This window comes from Erythrobacter sp. W36 (genome assembly GCF_057364935.1).
Map to the genome: position 1 here is coordinate 1228770 of NZ_CP200281.1, position 12623 is coordinate 1241392.

General features: G+C 58.9%; 11 protein-coding genes and 1 pseudogene. 3 read left to right on the forward strand and 9 right to left on the reverse strand.

What is annotated here, in order from left to right; translation table 11 throughout:
• Position 1: 1 nt before the first annotated feature.
• Together AC0V6U_RS06075 and gyrA are read right to left on the reverse strand one after the other, a co-directional pair.
• Positions 2 to 1324: a S41 family peptidase gene (locus AC0V6U_RS06075; RefSeq protein ID WP_472645287.1), complete on the reverse strand. Its 1323-nt coding sequence runs from the start codon at positions 1322 to 1324 to the stop codon at positions 2 to 4.
• Between the two features lie 224 nt (positions 1325 to 1548).
• Positions 1549 to 4305, reverse strand: coding sequence for a DNA gyrase subunit A (gyrA, locus tag AC0V6U_RS06080; protein ID WP_472645713.1), 2757 nt, complete (start codon positions 4303 to 4305; stop codon positions 1549 to 1551).
• 357 nt (positions 4306 to 4662) lie between these two features.
• Between gyrA and AC0V6U_RS06085 the strand changes: the two genes are divergently transcribed.
• Positions 4663 to 6048: a hypothetical protein gene (locus AC0V6U_RS06085; RefSeq protein WP_472645288.1), complete on the forward strand. Its 1386-nt coding sequence runs from the start codon at positions 4663 to 4665 to the stop codon at positions 6046 to 6048.
• A gap of 89 nt (positions 6049 to 6137) precedes the next feature.
• Here the strand turns inward: AC0V6U_RS06085 and AC0V6U_RS06090 are convergent, their stop codons facing one another.
• Genes AC0V6U_RS06090 through AC0V6U_RS06105 form a run of 4 tightly spaced genes read right to left on the reverse strand, consistent with a single transcriptional unit; the run spans position 6138 to position 8857 of the window.
• Entirely contained in the window at positions 6138 to 6863 is a 726-nt protein-coding gene (locus tag AC0V6U_RS06090; RefSeq protein WP_472645289.1) for an NYN domain-containing protein, read from the reverse strand.
• Between the two features lie 55 nt (positions 6864 to 6918).
• Positions 6919 to 7560, reverse strand: coding sequence for a carbonic anhydrase (locus AC0V6U_RS06095; protein ID WP_472645290.1), 642 nt, complete (start codon positions 7558 to 7560; stop codon positions 6919 to 6921).
• Positions 7560 to 7868, reverse strand: a complete 309-nt coding sequence (locus AC0V6U_RS06100; protein ID WP_472645291.1) for a P-II family nitrogen regulator — start codon at positions 7866 to 7868, stop codon at positions 7560 to 7562. The genes AC0V6U_RS06095 and AC0V6U_RS06100 overlap by 1 nt, the downstream gene beginning before the upstream one ends.
• Positions 7865 to 8857: a sodium-dependent bicarbonate transport family permease gene (locus AC0V6U_RS06105; protein WP_472645292.1), complete on the reverse strand. Its 993-nt coding sequence runs from the start codon at positions 8855 to 8857 to the stop codon at positions 7865 to 7867. Before AC0V6U_RS06105 ends, AC0V6U_RS06100 begins: the two co-directional genes overlap by 4 nt.
• Positions 8858 to 8968: 111 nt before the next feature.
• On the opposite strand from AC0V6U_RS06105, the gene lipA reads away from it, so the two are divergent.
• Positions 8969 to 9934: a lipoyl synthase gene (gene lipA / locus AC0V6U_RS06110; protein ID WP_472645293.1), complete on the forward strand. Its 966-nt coding sequence runs from the start codon at positions 8969 to 8971 to the stop codon at positions 9932 to 9934.
• Entirely contained in the window at positions 9934 to 10395 is a 462-nt protein-coding gene (locus AC0V6U_RS06115; protein ID WP_472645294.1) for a type II toxin-antitoxin system RatA family toxin, read from the forward strand. The genes lipA and AC0V6U_RS06115 overlap by 1 nt, the downstream gene beginning before the upstream one ends.
• On the opposite strand, the gene AC0V6U_RS06120 is transcribed toward AC0V6U_RS06115, so the two are convergent.
• The 3 genes and pseudogenes from AC0V6U_RS06120 to AC0V6U_RS06130 form a co-directional block, all read right to left on the reverse strand.
• Positions 10356 to 10856 (reverse strand): CinA family protein, encoded by a 501-nt coding sequence (locus tag AC0V6U_RS06120; RefSeq protein WP_472645295.1) that lies wholly within the window; start codon positions 10854 to 10856, stop codon positions 10356 to 10358. The two genes, AC0V6U_RS06115 and AC0V6U_RS06120, sit on opposite strands and share 40 nt — an antisense overlap.
• Positions 10853 to 11419, reverse strand: a complete 567-nt coding sequence (locus AC0V6U_RS06125; RefSeq protein ID WP_472645296.1) for a hypothetical protein — start codon at positions 11417 to 11419, stop codon at positions 10853 to 10855. Before AC0V6U_RS06125 ends, AC0V6U_RS06120 begins: the two co-directional genes overlap by 4 nt.
• Positions 11420 to 11431: 12 nt before the next feature.
• Positions 11432 to 12590: pseudogene (locus tag AC0V6U_RS06130) on the reverse strand (bifunctional 2-C-methyl-D-erythritol 4-phosphate cytidylyltransferase/2-C-methyl-D-erythritol 2,4-cyclodiphosphate synthase).
• Between the last annotated feature and the right edge of the window lie 33 nt (positions 12591 to 12623).

The window sequence follows — 12623 nt, forward strand, 5'->3', positions numbered from 1 at the left end:
ACTAGTTCGCCTTACGCTGCGCTGCGCGCTGGCTCGCCCTAAGACCAAGCAATTCCACCGCGCGTTCTCGCATGCTGTCCGTGCGCTCAAGCGTATCCTCAAGCGAATAGGCGAGCGTAATATCAGGCTGAACGGGCTCAGTTGGCCCCAATTGCGGCGCATCAACCTCAAAGATCATACGCGAAACAAGGTATTCGACCCCCTCGTGGGTGGAGGTGAAAGGCACTTTTCCGTCATTGGTGGATTTGCCGCCCCCAGCCTGGGTGCCGACCAAGGTTGCGATGCCATTGGCCTGCGCTATCGCAAAAATGTGCGGCGCGGCAGAATATGTGAGCCCATCCATCAGGATAAAGACTTCACCGTCGAAGCCATCTCCAATCGGTTGCTGCTCTAGGAACAAGCTCTCGCGGCCGCCCGGATCGGAGTTTTCTGAGTAATAGGCAAACCCTTCGCTTGTGAGATGCCGCAGCATATAGCTGCCCGCATTGCCGGAGCCGCCTAGGACCCCTCGCATATCGATCAGCAAACCGTCGCGCTGATTGGTTTGCAGGTCATCCATCACTTCCGCCCACCAAGCAACAAACTGATTGCCGCGCTCTCCGCCGTAAAAGTCCAGCCTGTGCAGAGTTGCGATACCTAGGTTTCGCTCTTCATCGCGTTCGTAGCAAAGCTCTTCCTGGCAGGGGTCCTTGGGGCTCAAAATGGGCTCGAACTCCCACTCGCTCAGAGGCGTAAGCGTGATCGGATCTGTGCTCCCGCGCATGACCACTTCGTATGTCTCTGGAAAGCCGAGCGCATAGGTGAGGTATGATGTGAGCCAAACATTGGCCATCAGCTCTTTCGACGTGGGAAGATGCGCGTCTGCTGGGATACGCGAGAAAATCGTATTTCGGATCTGCGAAACGGATTGGCCATTGATCAGCACGATTTCCTGGCCCGGCGACAGAGCCTCAAGGTTGTTTTTCGGACGATAGACATACAGCCGACCGTCATGAAACTTCACATCAATTGGAAAGCGGTCCTCTACTGCTATCTCGCTGTCCTGTTGGCCGAAATACGGCATTTGGCTGTGCCCGCAGCCAATAGAGGCAATCACATGCGTCATCGCCCATAGAAAATCAGCGCGCGTGGATGCTTCGTTTAGGCCCGCAATCTCTTCGTCGACCAAGGCATCAAACGCAGCTTCCGTGAGCGTCCGGAATGGCCGCGGGTGCTCTGTCTTGATGCGAGCACTGAGCTCACGCAAATCGGCGTGATAGCCGGCGACCCTTTCAGATACCGCTGAGGCCGCTTGTTCTTGGCTTTGCGCTGCAAGGACGGGCATTGGTGCTATAGCTAGGGAGAGCAAGCTTGCAGAGATAGCGTAACGAAACATTTGAAATCGCCCCTCAATTCACGACTACAGATGTAGATAAAGGGGTGCTTTCATCGCGATATGTGCATTCTGCTAACGGCTCATGACAGCCGACAAACAGCTTAGCCGCCGAGACAACGACAAGCCGCCGCCCCGCGCACGGAAACGCACCCTCTATCTTGCGCTCAAACCCGCTATTCCGGCGGGTCTTTGCCAATGTCATCATCGCTTTGCGGCGGGGTGTGCGGCGTGGTTTCATCATCACCGCCCCGGCGATCGGCCATTTCCTCAGTCACCGCTTCTTCGGCGGCATCCTCTGGCTCCTCCGTCTCGTCGATCTTCACCGCGCTGACGATGGTCTCGCCTTTGCCAACGTCGAACAGGCGCACACCGGCGGTGTTGCGCCCCAGAACGCGCAAGGTATCGAGGCCGATACGGATCAGCTTCGCCTGATCGGTGACCAGCATCAATTGCTCGCCCGATGACACGGGGAAGCTCGCCACAACTTGTCCATTGCGGGCGATGTTATCGATATTGGTGATACCCATGCCGCCGCGACCGATCCGGCGGTATTCATAGGCACTGGAGATCTTGCCATAGCCATTGGCGCAGACGGTGAGGATGAACTGCTGCTTCTCTTCAAGCTCCGCAAAACGTTCTTCGGTCAGCTCTGGCGAGCCTTCCCGGTCAGCCTTCCACGGCGCGAACTTGAGATATTGCTCGCGTTCTTCAGGAGTGGTCCCTGTTGCCCCCAAGACTGAGAGCGATACGACCTCATCATCAGGCTTCAGGTTCATGCCGCGCACACCGGTTGAGGTGCGAGAGGTGAACTCGCGCACATCCATGCCGGCAAAGCGGATCGCCTTACCCTGGCGCGACGCGAGCAGAACATCGTCGGTCGCATCGAGCAGGGCGACACCGATCAGCTTATCATCGCTATCGGCGTCAAATTTCATCGCGAACTTACCGTTCGACGGAATATTGGTGAATGATCCCATCGAGTTGCGGCGCACGCGGCCCTTGGCGGTGGCGAACACGACAGAGAGCGCTTCCCAGCTGTCTTCATCCTCTGGCAGAGGCAGAACCGTGCGGATCGTCTCTCCGTCATCCAGCGATGGCAGCAGGTTGACGATCGGCCGCCCGCGTGTTGCCGGACCGCCTTCGGGCAGCTTCCAGACTTTCAAGCGGTAAACCTTACCCGAGGTGGAGAAGAACAGCACCGGATTGTGCGTCGAGGTGACGAACATTTCCGAGATTGCATCTGCATCCTTGGTCGACATGCCCGCACGGCCTTTGCCGCCGCGATTCTGCGCGCGGAATGTGGATAGCGGGGTGCGCTTGATATAGCCATCGTGCGTAACGGTGACGACCATCTCATCGCGCTCGATCAGGTCCTCATCATCCAGACCATCCCAAGCAGGCGCGATTTCGGAAACGCGCGGCGTCGCATAGGTCGCGCGCACTTCTTCCAGCTCTTCGCGCATCACCGCATAGAGCTTCACCCGGTCGGCAAGGATCGCGAGGTAGCCTTCGATCTTATCGGCCAGCTCTTGCAGTTCGCCGCCGATCTCGTCGCGGCCCATCGCCGTGAGGCGGTGCAAGCGCAGTTCGAGAATGGCGCGCACCTGCTTCTCTGAGAGGGTGTATGTGCCGCCCTCCTGATCAGCGGTCGGCTCGATTGCCTCGATCAGGCTGATATATTGCGCAATGTCGCCAATTGGCCATTCTTTAGCCAACAAGGTCGCCCGCGCAGCCGCCGGATTGGGCGCCCCGCGGATCATCGCGACGACCTCATCCAAGTTCGACACCGCAACCACCAGGCCAAGCAAGAGGTGCGCGCGCTCACGCGCTTTGTTCAGTTCAAACTTGGTGCGGCGCGTGATCACTTCCTCGCGGAAGCTGATGAAGGCTTGAATGATATCGCGCAGCATCAACGTCTCTGGACGTCCGCCTCTGATCGCGAGCATATTGGCCGGGAAGCCTGATTGCGCCGGTGTGTAGCGCCAGATTTGGTTGAGCACGACCTCGGCGCTGGCATCGCGTTTTAGGTCAACGACAACACGCATGCCCTCGCGTGAGCTTTCATCGCGAATGTCCGAAACACCTTCGATCCGCTTGTCCTTAGCGGCCTCGGCGATTTTCTCGACCAAGCCGGATTTGCCGACCTGATAAGGGATTGACGTAAGCACGATGCTCTCGCGATCGCCGCGCTTCGTCTCAATCTCATGGCGGCAACGCATCAGGATCGATCCGCGGCCCGTCGTGTAAGCGGATTTCGCTCCGCTGGTGCCCAGGATCAGCGGGGCAGTGGGGAAATCAGGGCCGGGGACATATTCGATCAATTCCTCGGTCGTGATCGCCGGGTTGTCCATAAAGGCGAAACAGGCGTCGATCACCTCGCCAAGGTTATGCGGCGGGATGTTCGTGGCCATGCCAACCGCAATACCGTCGGCACCATTGACCAGCAGATTGGGAAAACGCGCTGGCAGAACCTGAGGTTCGGTCAATTGCCCATCATAGTTCGGTTGGAAGTCGACTGTATCCTTGTCGAGATCGTCGAGCAGACTGTTCGCGACACGGGCAAGGCGCGCCTCGGTGTAACGCATACTCGCGGGCGGATCAGGATCCATCGAGCCAAAGTTACCCTGGCCATCGACCAACGGCACGCGCATCGACCAATCCTGGGTCATACGGGCCAGCGCATCGTAAATCGCGCTGTCACCATGCGGGTGATAATTGCCCATCACGTCGCCGACGATCTTGGCGCTCTTACGATAGGGCTTACCAGCGACAAAGCCGCCTTCCTGGCTGGCGTAGAGAATGCGCCGGTGCACCGGTTTCAGCCCGTCGCGCACGTCAGGCAAAGCGCGGCTGACGATCACGCTCATCGCGTAATCGAGATAGCTCGTCTTCATCTCATCGACGATGTCGATGCGCTCAAATTCTTCCATTGGGGTCGGGGGCGTTAGGGTTTCGCTGTCGTCGCTCAATGTAGGGCCATTTCTGTGGTTGCCGTATCAGGTATTTAGAAGCCTCGTAGCTTACGCCTCAGCACGGCGTTCCGCCACCTTGGAAAGCCAGTAAGCAGGCCCAAACGCCTGGTTTTCCACACCTGACACGGGTAAGGGGCGAGGGGAGGCGGGCGCGTCTCATTTCGGCGCAAGTAAAGAACCATTCAAAGGCCATTCAGGCGCCATAGGCTAAGCCATAATTGCAAATCTGCCCGCCTGCGTTAATGGCGTTAGACAGAGATGAATCATCAGCGCGATCGCACGCGCCACACCCTAAATTGTTTCAGGAGAGACCACATGCGGATTTTTAACACGGGCAGCGCCCGCAAGAAGACCGGATCACACTTCGCACTCGCGATTGCTCTGGCAACCGGAACGGCCGTAATCGGCTCAACCGCGTTCGCGGACACCGCCTATGCGCAGGATAAAAAGAAAAAGAAGAAGAAAAAGGACGAGGAGAAGGCGCAGTACTCTGAGGAGTTTGTTGCAGCCTATCAGCCTCTGAACACCTCGGTGAATGAAGAAGGCGCAGACGTTGCGGCGCTTAAGCCTCAGCTCGTTTCTTTGGCATCGCTGTCGGTCTCACCGGATGAGAAAATCGCCGCTGGCGGCTTGATCTACAACGCTGGCGCAAAAACGAGCGATCGTTCGCTGCAAATCCAGGGCATGGAAATGATGCTGGCCAGCGGTAAGGTCGAAGCTGCCAACCTCGGGCGTTTCAATTTCATCGCCTATCAGCTGAAGAATGCCGAAAGCCAGTTTGCGGAGGCGCGTCCTTACCTCGAGGCTGCCATCGACAACAATTTCACGACTGACACGGTCACCAAAGCTGACCTCCAGATCGCCATGGCTGAGAGCTTCTTCTCCGAAGAACTCTACCGTGAAGGCCTGTCCTATCTCGACAACGCAATCGCCAGTACGAAAGCGGCTGGTGGTGCGGTGAACGAGCAATGGTATCGCCGCGGGCTGACCGTTGCCTACAACAATGAAATCGTTCCAGAAGTCTATGATATCGCAACCGCTTGGATTGCCGATTATCCATCAGAGACCAGCTGGCGCGATGCGATCAACCTGACCCGTAATCTCAGCGACTATCAGGGCGCAGAAATGCTCGACCTTATGCGTCTCGGCCATCGGGTGAAGTCATTGCAGAACAAGCAGGACTACATCGAATATATCGAAGCGGCGGACGCCCGCCTGCTGCCAAAGGAAGTGTCTGACCTTATTGAAGAAGGTTATGCCAGCGGTGTGGTGAGCCGGGATGACATTTATGTCGCTGACTCGCTTAAAGTCGCTAAAGGCCGGGTCGCGTCAGACCGTTCTGACCTGCCCGCGCTCGAGCGTGATGCGCGCGCCGCTGGCGCTGGTCTGCGCACGATCAAAGCGGCTGGCGACACCTTCCTGAGCTATGGCGAGCACGCGAAGGCTGCTGAGTTCTTCCAAAAGACGCTGGGCATGCCCGGTGTTGATACGGCGGAAACTCTGACCCGCCTCGGCATCGCGCAAGCTGGCATGGGCCAGTATGACGCTGCGAAAGAGAGCTTTGCCAAGGTCGAAGGCCCGCGCAAGCCAATCGCACAATTGTGGGCTGCTTATGCTGGTCAAAAATCTTCGCCTGCAGCGCCCGCTGCGGCCACGGCTGCCCCAGCGGACACGCTTGAGGCACCTGCAACGGGCGGCTAAGACCGCTCATATGCACGCACAAAAATGGGGCGCTGGGAGAAATCCTGGCGCCCCTTTTGTTTGGGCCAAACGATTAAGTAGGAACGGCGCTAGCGCAAGCGTTTCACATAGACCTGCTTGTCTTGGCGCTTCACCTTGAAGGTATCGAGCGAGGCGAACAGGTCGCTGAGGCTCTTGAACCCATAATTGCGCACATCGAAGCTGGAACGGTTGCCTGCGATTTGGCCAACCTGTTGGAGCCGCGCAAACCCTTCCTCATCGCGTGATGCCTCGGAATAGGCGGCGGTGATCAGCTCGAGCAGATCTTGATCAAGCGGCTCACTCGAATGAGCGTCAGCTGAGGTGCTATCGCCCGATTTGTCAGCCGCATAGGTATCGATCAGCTGCTTGATATCGATAAAGCGCGTGCACACCGATTTAAAGGCCTCCGGCGTTTTCGCCTCGCCAAAGCCATAGACGAGTATCCCATCCTGGCGCAGGCGCGTGACAAGCGGGGTAAAATCGCTGTCAGAGGTCATAATGCCAAAGCCATCAACCTTGCCCTGATTGAGCAAGTCGATCGCATCGATCGTCATCGCCATATCGGTGGCATTCTTCCCCTTAGACACGTCGAATTGTTGCTGAGGGCGAATGCCGAATTTGTTGGTGATCTTGTCCCAGCGCGCCAGATTATCCTTGGCGAAATTGCCATAGGCGCGGCGGATGTTGACCTGGCCCAGCTCGGCCATAACGGTCAGCACAGGGTCAATGCCCTGCGGCGTGGTGTTGTCTGCATCAATCAGCAGAGCGATATTTTTCAGTTCTGTATTAGACATGGAACGTTAGATGGGCGCGCGGGGCAGGGGGCACAAGCCCCGATGGGAATAGCGCCTATTCCTCAGGCAAGAATTCCCCGCTCGCCTCGTCCAGCACTTTCAGCACGCCTTCTGTGATCGCAAAGAACGCGCCGCGCAGCTTAAGCTCGCCGGATTGCTCCTTCTCGCGGACCCATGGGAAGGTGCGCAGATTTTCCAGGCTGAGCTTTACCGCAGCGAGCTCCATCGCCCGCTCTGCATCGCGTCCGGTCGTCCCGTGCTCGTGCACAACCGGCTGGCGCACCGGATCAAGCAGACGGATCCAATCCGCAATAAACCCGCCAGCGCCGGGGTTTTCGCCGTCCAAATCACCCGTCAGCGCCGCTTTACAGCCGCCGCACATGCCGTGGCCCATCACCACGATCTGTTTGACCTCCAGCATCTGCACCGCAAACTCGACCGCAGCGGAGACGCCGTGGTGGCCGGGGGCTGTCTCAAACGGAGGAACCAGCGCCGCCACATTGCGCACCACGAAGATATCGCCGGGGTCGACGTCGAAAATCTGCGCTGGGTCCACTCGGCTGTCGCTGCAACCGATGATCATCAGTTTTGGATGCTGTCCATCAGCGACCAGCTCGTCAAAGCGCGCACGCTTGGCCGGGTAAACGTCTTGGCGAAAGCGCTTATAGCCTTCCAGCAGTTCAGCAAACTCAGGCATTAAAAGCGCTCGCCGCGAATAACCTCCACATCCCACATCGATAGGATGAAGCCATATTTGGTGAGTTCGGGGGCGAGGTCTTCGGCAAGAACTTGCGCCTTATCCTCTGCGGCGATTGTCAGGACAAATACCTTGTCCGTGCCCATCACCCGCTCTTCGCGCCAACGCCCATCGCGGCCTTTGCCAGAGCTGACTGGGACAACAGTCCAACCGGTGATGCCCGCCTTATCGACAGCATCGGTGACGCGTTTGACCAGCGCGGTATCGGTGAGGATCTCAATCCGCTTGCGAATGACGGTTTCAATCATGGAATTGCTCCTACGCTGCCCGGATCGCCCGTTAGAGCGCTCGCCAGCATGCTAATCAAGCCGATATTGATCAGGATGTTGAACGGGAAGGTGATCGACAGCGACATGGTGAGGTAAATCCCCGGATCCGCCTCTGGCAGAGCGAGCCGCATGGCGGCTGGTACGGCGATATAGCTGGCGCTGGCACACAGCACGCCGAGCGCCGCGGCAGAACCGACATCAAGCCCGCAGGCGGCGGCCGCTGCGGTACCAATCGAGCCGTTGAGCAGCGGCAGGCCAATCGCGATCACCACGAGCCTCCAAGTGATCGCGCGGGCATCCATCATCCGCCGCGCTGCGATCAGGCCCATATCGAGCAGGAACAGGCACAGCACGCCCTTAAACCCAGCTTCAAAGAACGGCGCGACCTCGCCAAATCCCTTTGCGCCGGAAATCATGCCAATAGCGAAGGCGCCCAGCAGCAAGACGACCGAGGCGTTGAAAAACACCTCATGCAGCAGATCGCCGGTTTTCTGCCCGTCTTTCGAGCCCAAGCCGCGTGCCAACAGCAGTCCGGTTAGGATCGCGGGTGTTTCCATCGCGGCCATCACAGCGACCATATAGCCGCCCGGTGGCTTGCCCTGCGCCTCAAATATCTCAACCGCTGTCACAAAGGTGACCACGCTGACCGAGCCATAGTGCGCCGCGACCGCGCCGGCATTGATCCGGTCAAGCTTTGCAAAGCCTTTGAGCGCAATATTGGCGATGAAAGGCATCAGGAAACTGGCCGCTATCCCCAGCGCCAAGGCAATCAAGACGGTCGAATCGATCCCCGATTTGGAAACGGCAACGCCGCCCTTCAGGCCAATCGCCGCCATCAAATACAGCGACATGCCCTTCGCAATCGCCTCTGGAATGGCGAGATCGGAACGCGCAAAGGCCGCAAGCAGCCCGAGCACAAAGAACAGCACCACGGGCGAGGTGAACGTCTGAAGAGTGGCTGCATCCATGACGCTACGGCCTAGTGGGGAGATGCAATTCTCACAAGCCACGTTGCATCGGCCATACACAGGCATTTCGGGCCATTGCGAAGCAGCAAGGCATTGCCTAAGTGGGCAGGCATGAACGACCTAGCGAACACCCCTGGCAAGACCCCAGAACGCCCGCCGCGCCAGCGCAAACCGGATTGGATCCGCGTTCGCGCGCCTGTGAGCGAGGGATATCAGGAAACGCGCCGCATGATGCGCGAGCTCAACCTTAACACAGTGTGTGAAGAGGCGGCGTGCCCGAATATCGGAGAATGCTGGAGCAAGAAGCACGCGACCGTCATGATTTTGGGCGATGTGTGCACGCGGGCCTGCGCGTTCTGCAACGTCAAAACCGGGATGCCGCGCGCGGTTGACCCGCTGGAGCCAGAGCACACCGCGATTGCAGCGGCGAAGATGGGGCTGGAGCATATTGTCATCACCAGCGTCGACCGCGACGATCTGCCCGATGGCGGCGCATCGCAGTTTGTGAAGGTGATTGAGGCCCTGCGCCGGACCACGCCGGACACCACGATTGAGATCCTCACCCCTGATTTTCGCGGTAAGATGCGCCCCGCGGTGGAGGCAATTTGTGCTGCTGGCCCAGATGTTTACAACCACAACCTAGAGACTGTGCCGCGCCTTTACCCAACCATTCGCCCTGGCGCGCGCTATTACGCTTCGCTGCGCCTGCTTGAAGAGGTCAAATCCCACGATCCGATGATCTTCACCAAGTCCGGCATCATGCTGGGGCTGGGTGAACAACGCCTTGAGGTCCACCAAGTGATGGACGACATGCGCAGCGCGGATGTGGATTTCATGACCATGGGCCAATATCTTCAACCCACGCCGAAACATGCCGCGGTTGAGGAGTTCGTCACGCCCAAGGCGTTTGGAGCTTATGGCTCAATCGCCCGGGCCAAAGGCTTCTTGCAGGTCGCATCGACCCCGCTGACCCGCTCCAGCTATCACGCAGGCGAGGATTTTGCCGAGATGAAAGCGGCGAGGGCGGCAAAGTTCGCAAAGCAGGCCAAACGCCAAGCGGATACGCTCAAAATCTGATGCCGGGAATTCGCGAAACTCGCAGATTGCCATACAGCGCGGAGCAGATGTTCGATCTGGTCGCAGATGTGGGCCGATATCGCGAGTTTCTGCCCTGGGTAATCGCCACGAGGGTGCGCTCTGACAGCGAGACCGAAATGGTCGCCGATATGGTGGTGGGTTTTAAGAGCCTGAGGGAAAGCTTTACCTCACGCGTTCACAAGGAGCGCGCGAAGTTGATCGATGTGCATTACATGGATGGCCCGCTCAAAGACCTCGACAACACCTGGACTTTTCGCGCGCTGGATGATGGCGGTTGCGAGATCGACTTCTCAGTCGATTTCACCTTTAAAAACCGCATGTTCGAAGCGATAGCTGGACAGTACTTTGACCGCGCGTTTCGGCGTATGGTGGAGGCTTTTGAACAGCGCGCAGCCGCGCTCTACGGCAGCAGCAGCTCGAGCGCGACCAGCGCCGCCTGATGGCGGATCGCGGCGCGATCTTTCACATCAAAGTGCTTTAGCTCGCCCTCTGGCTCGCCATCCGAATTGCGGATTGCGCGCGCGAACACGACCGTACCGACCGGCTTTAGCTGAGTGCCGCCGCCGGGGTCGGCAACGCCGCTGATCGCGACTGCGCAGTCCGCATTGGAATTCTTGAGCGCACCCTGAGCCATCGCCCAGACGCAGGCGATGGAAACCGCGCCGAAGGTCTCGATAATGTCCCGCGCCACATCGAGCGATTCCATCTTGGCCTCGTTCGAATAGGTCACAAACCCGCGATCCAGCACCGCAGACGAGCCCGGGATCTCGGTCAGCGCCGCCGCCACCAGCCCGCCGGTGCAGCTTTCGGCGAGCGAGAGCACACGGCCAGCGGCCTTATTCTCATCGACAACGCGCTGAGCCAGCGCGGTGATATCATCGGGCAGCAGGCTACCAGTCATTCGTCACCCGTAAATGGGCAGACTTCGGGGTCTTTAACGTCAGCCATATCAGCAATGAAGCTCACCAGACCGCCAATGTTCTCCGGCGGCAAAGGCGCAACCAGAGCCATGCCGCGCTCTACCTTCGTGCAGTCCGCCGGTTTGATTGATCCCGCAATCTGTTCAACAAGGACAGCATCGATCAAGGGCCGAAAAACGCTCATACTCTCTGGGTCGCCAGGGTTGAGCAACCCAGCCAACGGATTGGCTTCGCCGCCCTCTTTGGCCATCGTCTTGTCCATGAACACACCGAACATGCGCGACATGCCGGGCCAGCTGCTTTCTTGCAGACCAGCGAACTTCGCCGTGAAGGCTGCGCCCTCGGTCGCCCAGAAACCATCGGGCGACAGTTCGTTTGCGCAGGTCAGGTCGAGCGCCTGACTGACCAGCGGCATCGCATAAATTGCCGCATCGCTGAGGTCCGCTTGATCGACGCAGGCGGCCTGAGCTTGCACAACCTGAGCCTGCATCAATGCCCCGCTGGCCAGTGCAAATGCGGCCGCTTTGGTGAATGTGCGTTTCATATATCTGTCCTTCTAAGCGCTGGCATACAGGCTGATGATAGCCTGCGCCGCGATACCTTCGCCGCGACCGGTAAAGCCCAGCCTCTCGGTCGTGGTTGCTTTGATACTAATGGCGTTTTCTTCCAGACCCGTCATCGCGCCCACCGCCGTGCGCATGGCGTCGCGGTGGGGGCCGATCTTGGGCGCCTCGCAAATGAGGGTGAGGTCGATATTGCCGAGGGCAAAGCCCGCTTCGCCCGCCAATTTGACCGCATGCTCCAGAAATTGCGCAGAGCGCGCGCTAGGCCCATTGCTGGTCGCTGGGCGGGAAATGTGTGCCGATATCCCCGTCGCCAATCGCGCCAAGCACCGCATCGGTGATCGCATGCAAAGCGACATCGGCGTCGCTGTGGCCGGATAGACCTTTGTCATGGGGTATTTGCACGCCGCACAGCCATAATTCCTCGCCTTCGACCAGACGATGGACGTCAAAACCCTGACCTACCCTGAATGGCGCTGAATGTGCGGTCATGAAATCCTCTGCGAATGTAATCTTTTTGAGGCGCTCGTCGCCTTGGACAAGGGCAATGCTGCCGCCGTTCTCGGTCAACACCTGCGCATCATCGCCAGCGTCTTTTGCGCCATCCCATGCGCGGTGCGCGGCGAGGATATCAGCGTAGCGGAACGCCTGAGGGGTTTGCACCCGGCGCAAAGCCTCACGGTCCGCCTTGCCCGCCATGACATCGCCATCGCGCGCCACAGCGAGGCTGTCGACCACGGGCAGCGCCGGAATAGCGCCAGGATGGGTTTGCAGCGCCTTTAGCAGGCGGCGGATCACCTCGTTCGGCAGATCAGGGCGCGCAGCATCATGGATCAGCACAGTTTTCGGAGAATGAGAGACCAACGCTTCGAGCCCATTGGCGACCGATTCCTGCCGAGTTGCGCCGCCGCCGACAAATTCAATCCCGCCGATCCCAGCGAGTGCTGCTTCGGCCAGTTCACGCGTCCCCTCGGCCAGGACCACCACAATCGGGTCAGCTCCGGCGGCGGCTAAAACCTCTACCGAGTGCCGGATCAGCGGTTTTCCGCGAAACGTGCGAAACTGCTTCGGCAATTCGCCGCCCGCGCGCAGGCCCTTGCCAGCAGCAACAACAATCGCAGCGAATTGGGGGAGGGCGGGTTCATCACTCATACGGTCCAGCGCGCTTAAGGTCTGGACGGAATT

What these genes read in the sequence shown, in the direction of transcription:
- AC0V6U_RS06095 (WP_472645290.1), bottom strand. Translation starts at nt 7,560, where the DNA reads ATGCCTGAGTTTGCTGAACTGCTGGAAGGCTATAAGCGCTTTCGCCAA.
- lipA (WP_472645293.1), top strand. Translation starts at nt 8,969, where the DNA reads ATGAACGACCTAGCGAACACCCCTGGCAAGACCCCAGAACGCCCGCCG.
- AC0V6U_RS06105 (WP_472645292.1), bottom strand. Translation starts at nt 8,857, where the DNA reads ATGGATGCAGCCACTCTTCAGACGTTCACCTCGCCCGTGGTGCTGTTC.
- gyrA (WP_472645713.1), bottom strand. Translation starts at nt 4,305, where the DNA reads ATGGAAGAATTTGAGCGCATCGACATCGTCGATGAGATGAAGACGAGC.
- AC0V6U_RS06090 (WP_472645289.1), bottom strand. Translation starts at nt 6,863, where the DNA reads ATGTCTAATACAGAACTGAAAAATATCGCTCTGCTGATTGATGCAGAC.
- AC0V6U_RS06100 (WP_472645291.1), bottom strand. Translation starts at nt 7,868, where the DNA reads ATGATTGAAACCGTCATTCGCAAGCGGATTGAGATCCTCACCGATACC.
- AC0V6U_RS06075 (WP_472645287.1), bottom strand. Translation starts at nt 1,324, where the DNA reads ATGCCCGTCCTTGCAGCGCAAAGCCAAGAACAAGCGGCCTCAGCGGTA.
- AC0V6U_RS06115 (WP_472645294.1), top strand. Translation starts at nt 9,934, where the DNA reads ATGCCGGGAATTCGCGAAACTCGCAGATTGCCATACAGCGCGGAGCAG.
- AC0V6U_RS06120 (WP_472645295.1), bottom strand. Translation starts at nt 10,856, where the DNA reads ATGACTGGTAGCCTGCTGCCCGATGATATCACCGCGCTGGCTCAGCGC.
- AC0V6U_RS06125 (WP_472645296.1), bottom strand. Translation starts at nt 11,419, where the DNA reads ATGAAACGCACATTCACCAAAGCGGCCGCATTTGCACTGGCCAGCGGG.
- AC0V6U_RS06085 (WP_472645288.1), top strand. Translation starts at nt 4,663, where the DNA reads ATGCGGATTTTTAACACGGGCAGCGCCCGCAAGAAGACCGGATCACAC.